At 64.5% G+C, this 16,865-nt stretch carries 19 protein-coding genes; 18 read left to right on the forward strand and 1 reads right to left on the reverse strand.

Annotated elements, in window-relative coordinates; genetic code table 11:
- Window positions 1-584: 584 nt before the first annotated feature.
- The 7 genes from ACIRQH_RS26085 to ACIRQH_RS26115 all read left to right on the forward strand — a co-directional run bounded on the left by ACIRQH_RS26085 (window position 585) and on the right by ACIRQH_RS26115 (window position 8,638).
- Complete coding sequence (locus ACIRQH_RS26085) at window positions 585-1,022, forward strand: hypothetical protein (RefSeq protein WP_404227082.1); 438 nt, start codon at window positions 585-587, stop codon at window positions 1,020-1,022.
- A gap of 257 nt (window positions 1,023-1,279) precedes the next feature.
- Window positions 1,280-1,522: a hypothetical protein gene (locus tag ACIRQH_RS26090; protein WP_404227083.1), complete on the forward strand. Its 243-nt coding sequence runs from the start codon at window positions 1,280-1,282 to the stop codon at window positions 1,520-1,522.
- A gap of 324 nt (window positions 1,523-1,846) precedes the next feature.
- Window positions 1,847-3,979, forward strand: a complete 2,133-nt coding sequence (locus tag ACIRQH_RS26095) for a helicase HerA domain-containing protein (RefSeq protein WP_404227084.1) — start codon at window positions 1,847-1,849, stop codon at window positions 3,977-3,979.
- Window positions 3,980-4,054: 75 nt separating this feature from the next.
- Window positions 4,055-5,356, forward strand: coding sequence for a hypothetical protein (locus ACIRQH_RS26100; RefSeq protein ID WP_404227085.1), 1,302 nt, complete (start codon window positions 4,055-4,057; stop codon window positions 5,354-5,356).
- Window positions 5,357-5,490: 134 nt separating this feature from the next.
- Window positions 5,491-6,522, forward strand: coding sequence for a DNA adenine methylase (locus ACIRQH_RS26105; protein WP_404227210.1), 1,032 nt, complete (start codon window positions 5,491-5,493; stop codon window positions 6,520-6,522).
- 320 nt (window positions 6,523-6,842) lie between these two features.
- Entirely contained in the window at window positions 6,843-8,078 is a 1,236-nt protein-coding gene (locus ACIRQH_RS26110; RefSeq protein ID WP_404227086.1) for a helix-turn-helix domain-containing protein, read from the forward strand.
- Window positions 8,060-8,638 carry a flavoprotein gene (locus ACIRQH_RS26115; RefSeq protein ID WP_404227087.1) on the forward strand — a complete coding sequence of 193 codons (579 nt, stop codon included), beginning with the start codon at window positions 8,060-8,062 and terminating at the stop codon, window positions 8,636-8,638. Before ACIRQH_RS26110 ends, ACIRQH_RS26115 begins: the two co-directional genes overlap by 19 nt.
- 217 nt (window positions 8,639-8,855) lie before the next feature.
- Here the strand turns inward: ACIRQH_RS26115 and ACIRQH_RS26120 are convergent, their stop codons facing one another.
- Window positions 8,856-9,251: a GntR family transcriptional regulator gene (locus tag ACIRQH_RS26120; RefSeq protein WP_404227088.1), complete on the reverse strand. Its 396-nt coding sequence runs from the start codon at window positions 9,249-9,251 to the stop codon at window positions 8,856-8,858.
- A 162-nt stretch (window positions 9,252-9,413) separates the two neighbouring features.
- Between ACIRQH_RS26120 and ACIRQH_RS26125 the strand changes: the two genes are divergently transcribed.
- The 11 genes from ACIRQH_RS26125 (at window position 9,414) to ACIRQH_RS26175 (ending at window position 16,797) form a co-directional block, all read left to right on the forward strand.
- Window positions 9,414-9,704, forward strand: coding sequence for a hypothetical protein (locus tag ACIRQH_RS26125; protein ID WP_404227089.1), 291 nt, complete (start codon window positions 9,414-9,416; stop codon window positions 9,702-9,704).
- Window positions 9,701-9,847, forward strand: a complete 147-nt coding sequence (locus tag ACIRQH_RS26130; protein WP_404227090.1) for a hypothetical protein — start codon at window positions 9,701-9,703, stop codon at window positions 9,845-9,847. The genes ACIRQH_RS26125 and ACIRQH_RS26130 overlap by 4 nt, the downstream gene beginning before the upstream one ends.
- Window positions 9,844-10,824, forward strand: a complete 981-nt coding sequence (locus ACIRQH_RS26135) for a DUF2637 domain-containing protein (protein ID WP_404227091.1) — start codon at window positions 9,844-9,846, stop codon at window positions 10,822-10,824. The genes ACIRQH_RS26130 and ACIRQH_RS26135 overlap by 4 nt, the downstream gene beginning before the upstream one ends.
- Window positions 10,821-11,471, forward strand: coding sequence for a GGDEF domain-containing protein (locus tag ACIRQH_RS26140; RefSeq protein ID WP_404227092.1), 651 nt, complete (start codon window positions 10,821-10,823; stop codon window positions 11,469-11,471). Before ACIRQH_RS26135 ends, ACIRQH_RS26140 begins: the two co-directional genes overlap by 4 nt.
- Window positions 11,471-11,854 carry an RRQRL motif-containing zinc-binding protein gene (locus tag ACIRQH_RS26145; RefSeq protein WP_404227093.1) on the forward strand — a complete coding sequence of 128 codons (384 nt, stop codon included), beginning with the start codon at window positions 11,471-11,473 and terminating at the stop codon, window positions 11,852-11,854. Before ACIRQH_RS26140 ends, ACIRQH_RS26145 begins: the two co-directional genes overlap by 1 nt.
- Before the next feature lie 78 nt (window positions 11,855-11,932).
- The gene (locus ACIRQH_RS26150; RefSeq protein ID WP_404227094.1) at window positions 11,933-14,173 is read left to right on the forward strand and encodes an FtsK/SpoIIIE domain-containing protein; all 2,241 of its coding nucleotides are present in this window, start codon (window positions 11,933-11,935) and stop codon (window positions 14,171-14,173) included.
- 139 nt (window positions 14,174-14,312) lie between these two features.
- Complete coding sequence (locus ACIRQH_RS26155) at window positions 14,313-14,564, forward strand: hypothetical protein (protein WP_404227095.1); 252 nt, start codon at window positions 14,313-14,315, stop codon at window positions 14,562-14,564.
- Between the two features lie 164 nt (window positions 14,565-14,728).
- A complete protein-coding gene (locus ACIRQH_RS26160; protein ID WP_404227096.1) occupies window positions 14,729-14,917 on the forward strand; it encodes a hypothetical protein in 189 nt (62 codons plus the stop codon).
- Between the two features lie 11 nt (window positions 14,918-14,928).
- Complete coding sequence (locus ACIRQH_RS26165; protein ID WP_404227097.1) at window positions 14,929-15,537, forward strand: hypothetical protein; 609 nt, start codon at window positions 14,929-14,931, stop codon at window positions 15,535-15,537.
- Window positions 15,534-16,316, forward strand: a complete 783-nt coding sequence (locus ACIRQH_RS26170) for a hypothetical protein (protein WP_404227098.1) — start codon at window positions 15,534-15,536, stop codon at window positions 16,314-16,316. Before ACIRQH_RS26165 ends, ACIRQH_RS26170 begins: the two co-directional genes overlap by 4 nt.
- A gap of 16 nt (window positions 16,317-16,332) precedes the next feature.
- Entirely contained in the window at window positions 16,333-16,797 is a 465-nt protein-coding gene (locus tag ACIRQH_RS26175; RefSeq protein WP_404227099.1) for a hypothetical protein, read from the forward strand.
- Window positions 16,798-16,865 lie beyond the last annotated feature (68 nt).

Here is a 16,865-nt window from a genome sequence, read left to right on the forward strand (position 1 = left end):
GACCCCACCTGAGCTTTCGACTGATCAGCGCAGGCCGCACAGGATGGGAGCGCGGTCTGATGCACGCAGGGACGAGGGGGCGAGGGGCCGCTCGCCAGGGCCGAGCTACGTGGATGCTGTCCACGAATACGCACGCCGCAGAGACACAGGGCCGCTCCGGGCGGCATACGGCTGCGCAGGGCTGCAGATACGCGAAGACCCCGGCCTCAGCGTTTCCGCTGGTGACGGGGTCTTTGGGCACCGTATGAAGGGTGCCCCCGGCAGGATTCGAACCTGCGCACACGGCTCCGGAGTGGATGCCGGATTGACCTCGTGGGCCCCTTCTGAGCTGCGGCGGAGCCGGGCAGCGCGTGTGCCGCGACGTCGAGTGTGTCGGAGGTGTGTCGCGAGGCGCCCCAGAGAGGCAAATGAGGAAGTCGCCGCCGGCTCCTACGCCCTTCGGGAGTCGGCTTCGCCGACGGGCTGCAACACCCCAGGTGTTGCAGCCGCTTGTGTCTGTCTGCTGTCGTCAGGCCCGTGCTGGTGACGTGCCCGGGCTGTCAGTGGAGGACCGTACGGTTTCTCTATTGGCTGATGGAGGGCAAATGCCGGAAGACGTGAGCGAGTTCCGATGGTGGTGGATCAAGGTGACCAAGCCGAAGGAAGAGAAGATCTTCCTGTACTACCCGAACAGCGCGCGTACGGACTGCAAGGTGATCCGGGTGTGTGATCGGGACGGGCTCGATCACGCAATCCTGATTTGGAACGTCTGCCACGACTGCCGGTTCGGGATGATCGCGAAAATCTCGATCATCGACGAATGGCAACGGCAGGGCCTCGGGCGACGGCTCTTGCTGTGGGCCTTGCGGGAAAGCCCAGGCTGCGACTGGGTTACTTCGGGCCAGTCGTCTGAGGCGCAACTGTTCTTCCCGGCCGTGGCGCGGGAGACCGGTGCCGCCTTCACTAACAGGGGTAAGTCGTGCGGGCACCTTGACACCGGGAACCGGTCGTACCCGCGACCTCGGGCTCTAACCGACATCTGAGGCCATCAGACCGGACACCCCGGACAGCTGGAAACATAGCTGTCCGGGGTGTCCGTGCAGTTCAGAGCCATAATCGGACAGTCGGACACCTGGGACACCCCTGTCCGGAGTCGCGGTGCGCGTCCGATCAAGCGCCGTCGATTCGGTCGAGCGGAGCCTGAGCCTCGACTGTGCGGTGATGGCCCGGGCCGAATGAGGCCAGACAGGCATCGTGAACAGCTGCGGCCTGAAGGCGAGCTTCGGTGCCGCGGCGTAGCGTGACCGAGCTCGGCCAGCGTCTGGGAACGGTCGGAGCGCAGTTTCAGGATCTGCCAGTGATCAGCTTCGAAAGTCTTTCCGACGGCTGGCAGCACTTCGTCGTATATGGCGAGAGCGTCGGCGCGTGGCGGCCCTGGGCGCTCGTCGCGTTTGCGGTGATGCTCAGTGCCGGCGGTGAGTACAGGTCATCGTGTGGCAGCGACCGGGCCACGGCACGGGCCTCGGTCACCGCCTCTGCGTAGCGCCCGGCCTTGTACAGGGCCATGGCCCGGGACACAGGGGGTTCAGTCGTCCGCTTGGCGCACGATCGGAAGACTCTCATGGCCGGAGGATATGGATATTGCGCGTGGTGGCTGCCGCGCACCACAGTTGGCCCATCCGGTGCTGCCAGCTGTCCCGCCGCTCGCCGAACACCACGCTAGCCAGAGTGCCTTATGGGGGATTTGCGCCTTCTGCTAATTTCATTCATATTCGTAACAAATTACACCTTATGCGCATGGAATCCAGGAGCTTTTAAGCCTGTGCCTTGAAGTGCCCTACGAGCCGCACTTGAAGCGGCTAGGGTGATGATCTTCACTGCAATGCATCTGGGGGCTGCAATGGGCGATCTAATTCCTAACGTTGGCGCCGGCACACTGCTGGAATCTCTGCTGATTTCTGACGAGAGAGCTGTCAGGATCGGCGCCATCCAAGCCCTCGACTACGACCGAGCAATTGTGATCACTCACGACCGGTGGAAGTCAGATACTGGGGGGATCCCGCAGTACTCGTTCCTGTTGGCGACAGCTCGCGAAGTAGGGGCTGACGGTGGAGATGACGACGAAGTCCTTCTTCTAAGGGTTGAAGGAACAGCCCCGCTCAGTCTCGAGAAAGATCTCCTCGGAGTTCGCGAAGAAGCACTGAGGGATGCCCTGTCAAGGCATGACAGTCCGTCTCCGTCGGTGGTTCTGGACTTGGATATGGATCCGTTTACGAAGAACCGAATCTCATTCACGGGCCTCAACTGCCGGATTTTGGGAACCTTCTACGAGCAGATCGAGAACGGGCAACTCTCACTCCACTTTGGCCACGATGTGGATAATTTCTACGCGACGTCGACGTATCGCGTTTTTAAACCAGTTGGTGACGGCCTTGCGGAGATTGCCTCCTATCTGAAGCCAAGCGATGATCCCGTTGAGCGAGTCAGGATCGGCGCCGTGCGGTACTCCTCGACACGGAGGAGGGCCATTGCTTCCGGCCAAAATAATGCCGCTGTAAAGGTGAACGTGTATGACTTCATCGGCAACAAGACCGGTATGTTTGGCATGACTCGTATGGGTAAGTCCAACACGATGAAGACGGTGGTGTCACGAATCTTCGTCGTTTCAGAAAACCGTCGCAGCGAAGGGGGCTCGCCTGTGGGGCAGTTGATCTTCGACCCGCAAGGTGAGTACGCGAATCCGAATACGCAAGACGGCAAAGAGCTCGCTGCAATCGGCGAAAAACACGTCGTCATCTACAAGTTCGGGGGGACAGGAGAGTCCACCGCGGCAAATGTCCGCCCGCTTGGTTTCAACTTCTTTGATCCGGCACAAATTGATGCAGTCAAGGGGGTCATCTCCACGGCGCTGGTAGATGCTTCCTCCGACTACGTTAAGTCATTTGTGCAAGCAGACTTTTCCGGTACGGCCGTTGAGGGCGAAACAGCGCAGGATGGTAAGAAGCGGGAGATTCATGCTGCTCGTGGACGGCTTCTACTTTACGGGGCCCTCCGCAAGGCGGATTTCTCCGTACCCCAGAAAGATGCTGATGGCCGCTATCCGTGGCGTGCATGGATTTCGATGCGCAAGGAATTGGTCGCCAAGCTCGAGTCGGACCTCGGCGCCGGTCATGTCATCAGCGGTAAATATGGCAGCGTCGGTGTCGAGCGCGACTCGCTGACTCAGGTAATCGATTGGATCGTTGAGCGCTCCGAGGCTCAGGACCTCTCGGGTGCAGCTGCCGAGGGACTTGCCAGCATCGTGGATGGAGATGCATGGAAGTCCGCACTTCCGATTTACACGCAGAGGTCTGGGAATCGCATGGTTTCCGGATATACCAAGCTGAAGGGCCTTAAGGGCTTCCATGCGCCGACTTCTCGCTCCGATTACCGGAATGATATTTATCGAGAGCTCAAAAATGGGCGCATCGTGATTATGGACCTTCACTTGGGTCCGGAAAAGGTAATCCGAAGCCTTTCCGAGAATCTCGCGGCGAGCCTAATGGACAAACAGACCGAGGTGTTCACATCTGGTAAGACTCCTCCCGACATCCAGATTGTTATCGAAGAAGCGCACAATCTCTTCTCTTCCGATCAGTACAAAGATGACCTAGATGTTTGGATCCGGCTGGCCAAAGAAGCGAGCAAGCTCAAGCTCGGTATGATCTACGCTACACAGGAAGTAACCGGTGTGGCCCATCAAGTTCTTGCTAACACCAAGAACTGGGTTGTCGCTCACCTAAACAACACTCGCGAAGTAAACGAGTTGGCGCGATTCTACGACTTCAAGGCATTTGGTGATTCAATCATCAGCCACGAAGACAAGGGGTACGTCCGGCTTAAGACCATGTCGTCGCCGTTTATTGTTCCCGTGCACATTGATAAGTATGGTGCAGGGCTGGTAAATGAGGCTCGTGAAGCAGCTGGCGAGCCCCCACTGCAGATTGAGCAGGTGTCGTAGTTGCCCTACGAATCGATCTCCGGCGGGTTCGAGCGTGCCTCCCGCCTGGGGCACAGTAACGCCATTGTTCGCGCAATGGCCGAGAAGGCCTCCTTTTATATCCCAGCGGATCATCTCGGCGATACGAAGTGGCTAGAAGAGAAGATCTATCCTCGTTCATCCGCTGAAAGTAGTGAAGCAAAGCTTCAGAGCGCGATCGCTGTTGACGGCTCTCTGATGGTGGTGCCCGTGAGGGATGGACTGCCGTCTGTGCGGTACGGCTATGCGCAGTCGGCTGCTATCTGGCTTGACATCTCTGCGATGGAGCACCAAAAGAAGCAGCGCTTTGTTGATCCTGTAGCGCTGGGCCAGGCAGTCAACTCGGCACTAGTCTCCTACGACCTACCTGTCGCTGGCGCCTACGTGCGCCAAGGCGTATCTATTGCGGACTCCTGGCGAGAAACAATCGACTCAATCTTCCGGACTAAGAAGATTGAAGTAAACAGGATGAACCAGTCGCTACTCTCGCTGCTGTATCTTCTTCACGGAATTCCCGGAGCACCAGCGAAACACGTTCCTGTGAACTGTCCTTCGGGTGGGTGTGGACAGAAAGAAATTCCGGTTCCTCAGCCTGGTACTTGCTGCCCCACATGCAATACGCACTTGTATCCAACAGATGTACTGAGGATTCACGAAGAGGTAGTCGAGGACGGTAGCAACGAGAGCGCACTAGGTCGCCTCATGCAGGTGGTTGAACTCCTCGTCGTTACTGGGCTTGCAACCCTGCTGTGGGAGCAGTCCAGGTCAGCGCTCTTTGCGAGCACCATGTTCATCATGGACGGACCGATGGCCGTCTATGGGCCCCCCGCCAAACTACGATCCCGCGCTCTCAAGTTCTTTCAGTCGATGGCGAGCACTACGCCGGGATCTGCGCCCTACATTTGCGGCATTGAGAAAACTGGGACAGTCGTAGACTACGCAACCACGCTTGCAAGGCATGACGTTCTAAAGCCGGGTGACCTGTTGTCAGTCGATGCCGATGTTATCTCGGCGATTACGAATACTGAGAACCCGGCTGCGTATGGTGCAGAAACCTATTGGGGGCGAAAGTTTGCCTATAGGTCAATCGATGGCAGAACAGTGGTTTTGACGGTGTTGCCTCCTGAAGGCAACCCATACGACGACCGAGGCGGGCAACCCCTACCGGCCGCGTACCCAAGTCTGCCGGCCATCCTCGATGTAGTTGACCGTACTGGATCTTCCATGTATCGCAATGGTATTATCCCGGTCTCTTTGGCTCACTCTAAGGCCGCCTATCCCATCGGCGTCGGAACGGACGTCCTGCGGCTTGCGGCAAGGGAGAAGCTCGGGCTGGCAGATCCCATGAGGAATAACTAGAATTTTCGGAGCAAATGATGACAATCGTAGCCAACCCCCACGGAGTGGTCTTGGCTGCGACTGAAACTGCTCCAGTCGACGCAGTGCGGGATCGGTCGCCGCGTGTGATCGGGCCGGTGACGGAGCTCGTGGGTATGCCTGCTCCCAGCCGGTATCTCTCTCCCCTCCGCTACCCGGGAGCGAAGAGCAATCTGGTCCCTGTGATCGAGGGCATCGTCCTTGCGGCTCGGGCCGCTCTGGGGCCCGTACAACTCCTTGTTGAGCCGTTTGCGGGCGGAGCTTCGACGTCGCTCCGCCTCGTGGCGAGCGGCGTGGTTGAGCGCGTTCTACTCTCTGACGCCGACCCCTTGGTCGCGAAGTTCTGGCAAGTAGCGGCTGCCGAGACTGAGTGGCTGATAGATCGGATGTACGAGGAGCCAGTAACGCTAGAGCGTTGGGACTATTGGAGGAAATGGCTTCCGAATGGGTTCAGCGATCGAGAACTGGCTGTAAAGTGTCTATTCTTGAATAGAACTACCTTTTCCGGGATCCTTCACGGAAGGGCCGGACCGATCGGTGGCCGGGCCCAGACGAGTCAATATACGATCGATTGCCGCTTCAACAAGGACGCCCTTGCCGACCGCCTGAGGTTCATCGGCGCCTTGTATAAGGCAAATCGCATCGTTGATGTTTGGTGTAAGGATTGGCAAGACACTCTTAGTGATGTTGTCGAATGGTATCCAGAGCTGCTTCCCAATCGCGTTCTGGCGTATCTAGACCCTCCGTATGTGGCGAAATCGGAAAAGTTGTACGGTAAATCTTTTGACCCCTCCGGTGGCTATTCCGCAGCGCGTTCTGGATCGCTAGTCACGGAGTGGAATCGAGGTCTAGAACATTATCGGCTGGCGGAATATTTGCGTCGCCGGGCGCAACATCGATGGCTCCTCTCGTATGACAGTCATCCTTCTTTGTTGGCCGACCCAGATCTCTATGCCGCCGGTCGGATGAACCCAGACTCTAACGAGCGGGACCTGCTCGGGGTTAAGAGCTGGTACATCTCGAAGCGAGTAGTTAATCTTAGCTATTCTGTGTCGGGGCATGGTCGTAATGATCGCGCGGAAGAACTACTGCTCACTACGCTGCCTGCCACCTGCGTGCCCGTTGGAAGCCGTTTGCGTCAGGCGTAACCAGACCTTGGGCTAGGTCCGGATTGCGCACCTCGATCTGCCGCGGTGCCTCCAGGGACAGTCCGTGACCGGACAGCCCGGACAGCGGACCAATGAGGTGTCCGGACCGTTTGTACAGGTGAGAGCGCTAACCGGACAGCCGGACAGCCCGGACACCTACAAGCGCGAGTCCGTCGGACCCGGACAGTCTGTCCGGGTCCGCTCCTGTTCAGTGCCTCACGCTCTCCGTGGGGGCTGATAGAAGTCCAGATCATTTACTGGCTCCCCGCCGCCTCGGTACCGTGAGAGGCGCCCCTACTCGGCAGCGGGAGGCACACCCCATGCGTGGTCTTGGAGATCACCTCAGCATCGGCGAGCGCATTGCGTTCTACCGCAAGCGCCGCGGCTATACGCAGGAGGTGCTGGCCGGCCTGGTTGGTCGTAGCACTGACTGGCTCGCGAAGATCGAGACGGGACGGCGGAAGCCGCCGCGCATCGACATGCTCGCGGAGTTGTCCCGCATCCTGCGAGTCCAGCTCGGGGATCTGCTTGGGCAGACCGTCCTCATGGAGGATGAGCGGCAACAGGATGACGTCCCCGCTGTGCGTGACGCCCTCATGAGCCCGCGTCGCCTCTCACGCCTGCTGTTTGGTCCCGATGCTGAGGCTCAGCTCCCGACTCCCGCCCCCGTGGCCGTACGCGTGGAACAGGCGTGGAGCGACTACCAGGGCGGACGGCTCGGCACTGTCGTCGCTGCGCTTCCTGCGTTGCTTCAGACTGCACAGGAGTTGGAAGAGCGAGCAGCGCGGCGCGGCGAAGAGCGCGGCGATTGCTGGGCAGTGTCGGCCCGTACACACCATCTCGCCGCTACAACGTTGGCGAAGATCGGTGAATCGGATATCTCTTGGCTCGCTGCCGAGCGTGCGATGCGAGCCGCTGACGAGTCGGACGACCCGCTCGTGCTGGCGTCCGCGGCGCGGTCCGGCACCCATGCCCTACTCGCCAACGGGCGTTACGACGACGCCCTCGAACTGGGCAACGCGGCCGCAGTCTGGCTGGCATCCCAGGTGTCCGTGCGCGATCCAGAGGCGCTCAGTCTGCTGGGGATGATCCATCTCCGAGCGGCTGTCGCGGCGGCACGGCATCAGGACAGGCCGACAGCCGCGGGTCTGTTAGATCGTGCCGAAGAGCTCGCAGGCGACCTCGGGTCGGATGAGAACCACTGGCAGACCGGCTTTGGCCCGACGAATGTCCTGCTCCATCGCCTGTCCATTGAGCTGGATCTCGACAATGTCTCGTACGTTGTGGAGCACGGCCGAATCAACGTCGACCACATGCCGCAGGAGCGCAGCGTCTCGCACCGCATCGACTACGCGCGCGCCCTGTCGCTCGCCGGCCAGGGTGACGAAGCATTCACTGCGCTACGTATGGCCGAGCGCACTTCGCCGCAGCTCGTGCGCAACAATCCGAGAGTGCGCGAGACGCTCAGGGACCTGATCAAGCAGTCCCCCGTGACCAGTGGATCGCGTTCATCCGAGGTGCTCGTGATGGCTCAGCGATGCAGGGCGGTGCAGTGAGTTCAGGCAGGCGCGGGGTGCTCGGCGTGGTCGGATCGGCGGCTGGAGGTGTAGAGGCGCTGCGTACTGGCCTTGTCGAGCCAGCGATGGCGCGAGGTTGGCAGGTGGCTGTCACCCTGACACCGATTGCTGGTCAGTGGCTGCGAATGAGCGGCGAGGTTGACCGGCTGGAAAAGCTCACCGGCCTGCCCGTGCGTGACGAACCGCGTCTGCCTGGTGAGGCTCGACCACATCCAGCGGTTGACTGTTACGCGGTCGCTCCTGCTTCGGCCAACATGGTTGCCAAGCTCGCGGTCGGCCTGATGGACAACCAGGCTCTGACCCAGGTTGGTGAGGCTATCGGCACCCTCGGTCTACCGGTTGTCGTCTTCCCGCGCGTGAACGCGGCGCATGCTCGCCATCCCGCGTGGCAGGGCCATGTGGACGTCCTCGTTGCCGGGGGAGTTCGTATCGTCTATGGCCCCGATGTCTGGCCGTTGTACGAGCCAAGGGAAGCGCCGGCCGGACGGGACCTGCCGTGGGCGGCCGTGCTGGACGCCGTGGATGCGGCCACTCTCTGACGCTCCGTCAACCTCCGCGACCTGCAAGACAAAGAGGACCCGGACACTCTGTCCGGGTCCTCGCCTGTTGAGGGCCGCATGCTCGTTGGCATGTCAGGGATCAATAACCGGATCGGCGAGTTAGGAGGCTTAACTCCTGCGGAACTTGCCGTGATCGAAGCGAGTTTGAGCAAGGCGCGCGCCACGGCAGAGCAGCTGGTGAGGCGTGCGGATGAGCTCACTGCGAGGGTGGAGTCTCGTCGCCAACAAGGTGTTCCAGGCGGTCCAGCCGCTCACCGAGCAGACGAAGTGCGTCATGAATCGAGCTGAGTTCTGCCGCGAGGGCGGTGAACGCCGGACTACTGCCTGGCTCGGTCCCGAGCGGCAGCGATGGGTCACGGACAAACGTTCCGCGGCCCTGTTGAGTGAGAACCAGTCCCTCGTCGCGGAGTTGGCCATACGCGCTCTGCACAGTCATGAGCTGTACGCCGAGGTCTTTGGCAAGTTTGCGGGCGGCGGGGAGCTGATCTCCCGGGTCGTATCCGGGGCGCGGTCCCGTGATCTTCTCGCGGAATTCCGCAGCGATCTCCTTGGCCGTGGGTGGCTGCCTGTGCGCGTCTGGACTCTGCTCCATAGGTCCGAGAGTAGCTGGACCTAGGTCAATCTCTGGTTCTTGGACCGACCCTGTTGACAGTCAGATTGACATAGGTCAATCTGAAATTGCGACGCCGGGACTCCCCAGCAAGGTCGCCCGACGTCGCAGTCCTCCCTGCTCCTTCGATCCTGGAGAACGTCCATGCGCACATACGTAGGCCATCAACAGGCGGTTTCCGCTGATGACTTCGTAGAACTCGCCCTTGGCACCCCGGTTGAGCTGTGGCTCGGGGTGGAGGGTGAGACGGACGAAGAGCGTGCGGCTCGCTTGGATGCGGCGCGCGACATCCTCGCCGACAACCCGGAGCTGCCCGACGACGTGAGCCGGATCGCTGCTGAGGCGATCGAGGCGTACGCGCCGGAGCTGTTCAACGTGGTCCCGCTGGCCCGTCCCGGCGGCCGTCGCCCGGTGCGTAAGGGGGCGGCGGCATGAGCGAGGACTCGAACTTTCAGGACCGCATGTTCTTGGAGAGCGAGGCCGTCTATCAGCGCATTCTCGACGGCCAGGTGAGCGATGTGGAAGCCGAACTGATGGAGGCCCAGCTCCGGGTATCGCAGGACGGCGAGAGCGCATGAGCGCGCTGGAGACCGTCGAGCGTCCGGCTGTGCCGCCGCTGACGACGCCGGAACTGTGGCTCTTAGGCGCCGTCGCCGTCCTCGCGGCCGGAGTCGGAGGGTTGGGTCTGGCCTCTTCCTTCGAGGCGGTGTCCGCGGCTGGGGCGCGCTGGGGGTTTGCTTCCCCGTGGATGCTGCCGGTCGGTATCGACACGGCGATTCCGGTTTTCACCGCGGCGTTCCTGCTGCTGATCCGTACGGACATGCCGCTGGGCTGGGTGCGGTTCGTGCCGTGGGCGCTGACCGGGGTGACGTGCTGGCTGAACATCGCGGCCGGCCACTCGCTGTCTGCGAAGCTCGCGCACGGCACGATGCCGCTGCTGTGGGTGGTCCTGTCCGAGGTGGCCGCGCACGTCTACGCCTCCCGGATCGGCGCCGTCACGGGCCGGCGGATGGAGAAGATCCGCCGCTCTCGCTGGCTGCTCGCCCCGCTGTCGACGTTCGCCCTGTGGCGCCGTATGACGCTTTGGGAGGTTACCTCCTACTCCGAAGCCTTGGGGCGCGAGCGTGAGCGGCAGTTGGCCCGCGCGGAGCTGCGCGAGCGGTTCGGCCGGCGGTGGCGGTCCAAGACACCGCGCCCCGAGCGGGTGCTGTTGAAGCTGGGCGAGCTGGCCCCGGCCAGTGACGACCCGATGCCCGTTCCGCCGCAGGACCCGGAGCCGCCGAAGCAGGAGACGCCCCAGCCGCCGCGCAAGCGCACCGCTAAGCGCAAGACCAGCAAGGCGCCGCGGACCCCTGCGGAGCTGCTCGCCGAAGCCCGCGAGGCCACGGTCGGGTGGGCGGATGACGCGATCAACGCCGAGGCGATCCGCACCACGTTGCACTGTTCGGCAGCCAACTCCCGTGTGCTGCGGGACCTGCTGCTCAACGAGCGTGCGGACGGCCTGCGCCTGCACGCGATCGAGGGTGCCGACCACGCCGAGGGGGTTGCGGCATGAGCACCGTTGCCACGGCTCTGCTGTCCGCACTGCCCCTGATGGCCGGTTGGGCGGTCCACGTGTGGTGGCTTGGCGCCCGCCTGGACACGGCGCGGCGTGACCCGCTGACCGGCTTACGGACCCGTGAAGGGTTCACCCGTAGGGCCACGGCCCTGCTCAAGGACCCGCGCGCGGTCGTCGTGCTGGCCGATGTCGACCGCTTCAAGGACATCAACGACGCCTTCGGGCATGCGGCCGGGGACGCGCTGTTGAAGGCGACCGCGGACCGCCTCGCCCACCACGTCGGCCGCAACGGGGTTGCCGGGCGGCTCGGGGGCGATGAGTTCGCCGCCGTCGTCATCGACGACCACGGCACCGCGGGCGACCTGCTCGCCGCGCTGCACGGCGTACTCGCCCGTCAGGCCGACGGCCAGGACCCGGACGTTTGCACCACGGTCTCGCTCGGCTGGGTACGCGCCGCCGACTTCCCCGCAGATGACCTGTCCGGGCTGCTGCGACGGGCGGATGAGGCGATGTACGCGGCCAAGCAGGGCCGCGCCGGACTGCGCCGGGCGGGGCTGGGCTGGCTGTTCGCCACCATTACCGGACGGCGCGCCGGGCGCACCGGGGCCCGGACCGATGCTCCGGTCGTGGGGGTGGCTGCCTGATGTCCGCCTACGGCAAGTGCTTCGACCCGTCCGGCGCCCGGTTCGGCATACCGACGTACCCGTGGCGGTTCGCCCCGGACGGCTACGCCACCCGCCGTCAGCTCCGTGCGGCCGGGCTGCGGCCGGGCGGACAGCCGGTCGCAGCGCAGGTGATGCGCCGCCACCGCGGCCGCAAGGCAGGGGTGCAGGTCGCCTACCTCTACCGAGTCGACCACGCGAAGCCAGTGCGGCCGATGACCTCCCGCAAGCGGGGCGCGCTCGCCCTGGCGATGCTCGCCCGCCGCACCTGCCCCCAGTGCCGGATCACCTACAGCTACTGCCTCCCGACCTCGCTCGGGATGTGCATCCCGTGCGCCTACCCCGAGGAACAGCGCGCCGCCTGACCAGCGACGGGGCCCGGTCTCAACCGACCAAAGCAGCGGCCGGGCCCCGCCATCCCTCCCTGAGAGAAGGAACAGTCAGTGAAACACCCCGACGACGACAACGAACTCTTCAACCGCCTCGAAGCCGAGATGACCGACCTGGGCGCCCCGTCCGGGGGCGACGTGGTCGACCTCGACAAGGCCCGCACCGCGCGGGGCGAGTCGGCCGACCCTGCTCCCGACCCGTCGGCCGACTCCAAGCCGACTCGGTCGCCCGACCCGGAGCCGACCGAGTCGGCCGACGCACGGCCGACCCTGGTCGACACCGCCGTGCCGACCGTGTCGGGCCCCGGCGTGATCGACCGACTCAAGAACTCCAAGCGACTGGACGTCTTCCCGGCCTGGCTGAAGTCGGGTGCGGAGTTCAAGGAAGCGCTCGGCTGGCTGGCCGGGCACGCCTGGCACACCGTCGCCTTCCACGCGGTCCGCGTGCCGTTCGTCTACCTGCCCAAACTCGTGTGGCGCTCGCCGCGCGGTGCGCTCACCATCCTGGGCAGGGTGGGCCGTTGGTCCGTGGACGCGGAAGGCGGGGCACTGCGGCAGTACACGGCCACGAACGAGCAGGTGGACGAATACCTGAAGCTCTCGCGGCAGCGGGACCGGCGGGTGCGCCTGCGGATGATCCTGACCGTCATCGGCGCCGTGTTCGCCCTGGGGCTCGGTCTGTTCCTGGTCTACGGTGCGCAGCCGATGACGCAGTTCATCGCCGCGGTGGTGGCGGTGCTCGGGTGCGGTCTGGCCGGGGCGCCGGCGGACGTGCCGCTCGCCACCCGGGCGGTTATCAAGACCGAGGTGCAGAAGCTGACCAGCGACATCGTGGTCAAGGCCATGGCGTCCATCGGCATCGGCCAGATCGCCAGTGCGGTCGCCAAGGGGCTGGACGGCATCAGGTTCGTCTCGCCCATCACCCGCGAGGGACCCGGTTGGCGTGCGGACATCGACCTGCCGCTCGGGGTGACCGTGTCGGACGTGGCCGACCGGCGTGCCCGGCTCGCGTCCGGCCTGCGCCGCCCGCTCGGGTGCGTGTGGCCGGACGCCGATCCCAACGAGCACGAGGGACGGCTCGTCCTGTGGGTCGGTGACCGGGACCTGTCCAAGACCGGCATCGTCAAGTGGCCGCTCGCCAACGCGCGCCGGCACGACATCTTCAAGCGGGTCCCTTTCGGCATCGACCCGCGCGGCCGTGCCCAGTCGGTGCCGATGATCCAGCACAACATCCTGATCGGCTCACTGCCCGGCCAGGGCAAGACCGCCTCCGTGCGGGTGCTCGCCTGTGGCGCGGCCATGGATCCGAGCGTGGAACTGTGGCTGCACGAGAACAAGGGCACTGGCGACCTGGACGCCCTCGAAGCCGTCTCCCACCGGTTCGTGTCCGGCATCGATGACGACTCGATCAAGTACGCGGCCGACTCCCTCAAGCTGCTGCGCGAGGAAGTCATGCGCCGTGCCGGGGCCATCAAGAAGCTGCCGCGGGACCTGTGCCCGGACAAGCGCATCACCCGCTCGATCGCCGACAAGCGCTCGCTGAAGCTGTGGCCGCTGCTGGCGGTGTTCGACGAGTGCCAGAACCTGTTCGCTCACCCGAAGTACGGCAAACAGGCAGGTGAGGACGCCGAGTTCATCATCAAGCTCGGCCGCGCGCTCGGGGTCATCCTGGTGCTGGCCACGCAGCGCCCGGACAAGGAATCGCTGCCCACAGGGATCAGCGGCAACGTGTCCATCCGCTTCGCCCTCAGGGTCGCCGGCCAGGTCGAGAACGACATGATCCTCGGAACGTCCGCGTACAAGAACGGCGTACGGGCCACCTCGTTCCGCCCCGAGATCGACGCCGGAAACGGCTACCTCGCCGGAGCAAGCACGCTGCCGGTCGTGGTCCGCACCGCCTACCTGGACGACCCGGCCACCAACGCCATAGCTCAGCGCGCCCTCGCATTGCGCAAGGCCGAAGGCACCCTGTCCGGCCACGCCCTCGGACAGGACGCCGAAGCGGTCTCGGGGCCGTCGTACGACCTGCTCGCCGACGTTGCCGCAGTCGTGCCCGTTTCCGAACAGCGGGTGTGGAACGAGCGGATCGCCGCCCGGCTCGCAGAGCTGCGGCCGGAGGTCTACGGCGGATGGAAGGGCGAGAACGTCACCAGCGCCCTCAAGCCGCACGGCATCCGCACCACCGGCGTGGCCGGGACGACCGACGACGGAGAGCGCACCACCCGCCGCGGCATCGCCCGCGACGACCTCACCAAGACGATTGCGGAGCGTAACGAAAACCGGGGCGCCGCCTAGCCCCGAGCGCTGCTACCGGTAGCGGGGTCACCTGCTACCGGTAGCACCCCCGCTAGCACCCCATCTGCTACCTGATCTGCTGACTAGCAGATAGCACCCCACCTGCGGAAACCCCGAAAAGCCCGAGAAAGGGCCCCTGATGACCCTCATAGCCCTTGCTATCGCCTGCCTACTCGCCATCACGCTGTGTTACGCGGGTGTGTGTGCGGGGAGCCCGTTCGGCACCTGCCGCAAGTGCAACGGCTTCGGCTTCGCGACCACCACCGACCGCAAGGGACGCCCCAAGCGCGGCAAGCACTGCCGCCGCTGCAAGGGCCGCGGCAAGCGCGTCCGAATCGGCCGCTGGATCTACAACCGCGCCCAGCGGATCTACCGCGAAGGAACGCACTGACCGCGGACGCAAGACGGCCGACGGTGCCCGTCATAAGACGTACCCCGCTCTTTGTAGGAGCTAGGCGGGCGCAACCGTCGGCCAGCCGCCGAGAGCTGCCAGCACCCCGGGGCCAGTCGTATCCAACCAACCCTCCCGACCAGCCGTCAAAGGAGATTCCCGCTGTGGCCGTCACCGTCTCGCTCGTGGCCCTGTTCGGACTCGTCCTGTTCTTCCTGCTGCGCTCCAAGGCTCTCGGCTACGGCGCCGCGTTCACCGCCGCCGGGTTCGGCTTCTTCCTCGCCTCCACCGGCGCCGCCGGACCCATCAACCAGCTCGCCGTGGCCGTCATCGACGCCATCCCGCACTCGTGAGGAGTGGGCACGTGAACGAACAGATTATCGCCCGGCACTGGCTCGCCATCATCGCGCCCAAAGCCGCGCCCGCCATTGCCACATCCACCGTGCTGATCCTGGCCCGCATCTGGAACGCTAATGGCGCCGAACACTCCCTCGGCAACGCCGTGTTGATGACCGCGCTGTCCCTCGCCGCGGCGGCGGCCGGCGTGTGCGCGAGCATCGGTCGCTCCGGAGACCCCGTCATAGCCGGGACGGCGTTCGCGGCCTCCGGCGGACTCGCCCTCGCAGGCGTCGCCGGATACGCCGACGGCTTCTCCCTGCCGCTACTGCTGTGGGTGCTGACGATAGCCATCGCCTACGGGCTCGCTGCCCGTTACTGGCGCACCGACCGACGCGACCGTGTCACCTACGAGCGGCACGTGAGCGACCGGCGCGAGGAACGCGCCCACATCGAGCGCGTCGAGACCATTCGCGGCACCACACAGATCGAGGTCGCCCGCACCGGCGCCGCCTACGCCGAACAGCTCGCACAGGCACTCCTCACCCGCGCCGCCCTGCCTGGCTTCGACCCCACCGTCTTGGAGTCCGTAGGCCTGCCGCAATTGCCCTCCGTCGACCAGTGGGAGGGTCGGTGAAGTTTTTCCTGGGAACCCATCAGCCCCAGTGGCTGGGCACCGCGAACGTGCCGCTGTTCGTCTCCTACCGCCGTCTCGCGGCCCGCCGCACGTTGCCTCGCGCCATAGCGCCTTGGGCGCTGGACTCCGGCGGATTCACCGAACTGTCCATGCACGGATCCTGGCGCACCCCCGCCCACACCTATCTCGTCGCGGTGCGCCGCTACCGCGACGAGATAGGCCTCATGACCTGGGCCGCGCCCATGGACTGGATGTGCGAGCCCTGGATCACCGGACTGACCGGCCTGAGCGTGCGCGAACACCAGCGACGCACGATCGACAACTTCCTTCACCTGCGCACCGCGGCTCCGGATCTGCCCATCATCCCGGTGCTCCAAGGCTGGGAGCTGGACGACTACCTCACCTGCGCTGACGCCTACGAGCGGGCCGGCATCGACCTGACCGCCGAACCCGTCGTCGGCCTCGGCTCCGTCTGCCGCCGCCAAGCCACCAGCCAGGCCGCGGCAATCGTCACCACCCTCGCCGAACGAGACCTCAACCTGCACGGCTTCGGCTTCAAGACCCTCGGCTTGCGCAGCTGCGGTTACGCCCTCACCTCAGCGGACTCCCTCGCCTGGTCCTACGACGCCCGCCGCAAGCCCCCACTGCCCGGACACAGCCACAAAAACTGCGCCAACTGCCTTCCCTACGCCCTCCAATGGCGCACCCGAACCCTGAACGCCCTGCCGCCCTGGCACCAACCACCCCTGGCCAACGACACCCCCAACCACGCCGCCTGAGAAAGGGAACCCATCCGTGTTCGAGATCCGCATCATCTGCGACCCGGACGACAGTGACCGCGTCAACGCGGCCCTGTCCGCAGCCTTCACCACCGGACCCGTACGGCAGCATCCCGCCCGCGACAGCAATCGCACCCATCTCTACTTGACGGCCGACCACCGTCCCGAGCCGCAGCTCTGGCCTGCACCGGAAGGGGCTTACACGCTCGCCCCCAGCATCATCAGTGAGATCGGGTGGGTTGCCCGGACAGCCGCCGATAGGCCGCTCTACGACGGATCGGGCCGGGAGTTCTGGCTTCGCAAGGCTGCCGTCCTGGATCGCATCGCCCTGTGCGACGAAGGCGATCACATCCCCAGCGACGCGGACGACCTCGCTACCAGGGCTGCCCAGCGGTTGGCGGCTCTGGACGACGCGGCCGCCATCTGCGACGCGCGCCACTACGTCCGCCAGCAGTACGCCCGTTGGGCCAAGAACCAATAGCAACACCGCGGCGGCGGGACTCCCCAGCAAGGTCGCCCGCCGCCGCGGTTCTCCCTGCCCATCCGAAG

The organism is Streptomyces sp. NPDC102279 (assembly GCF_044766365.1).
Taxonomy (GTDB): Bacteria; Actinomycetota; Actinomycetes; order Streptomycetales; family Streptomycetaceae; genus Streptomyces.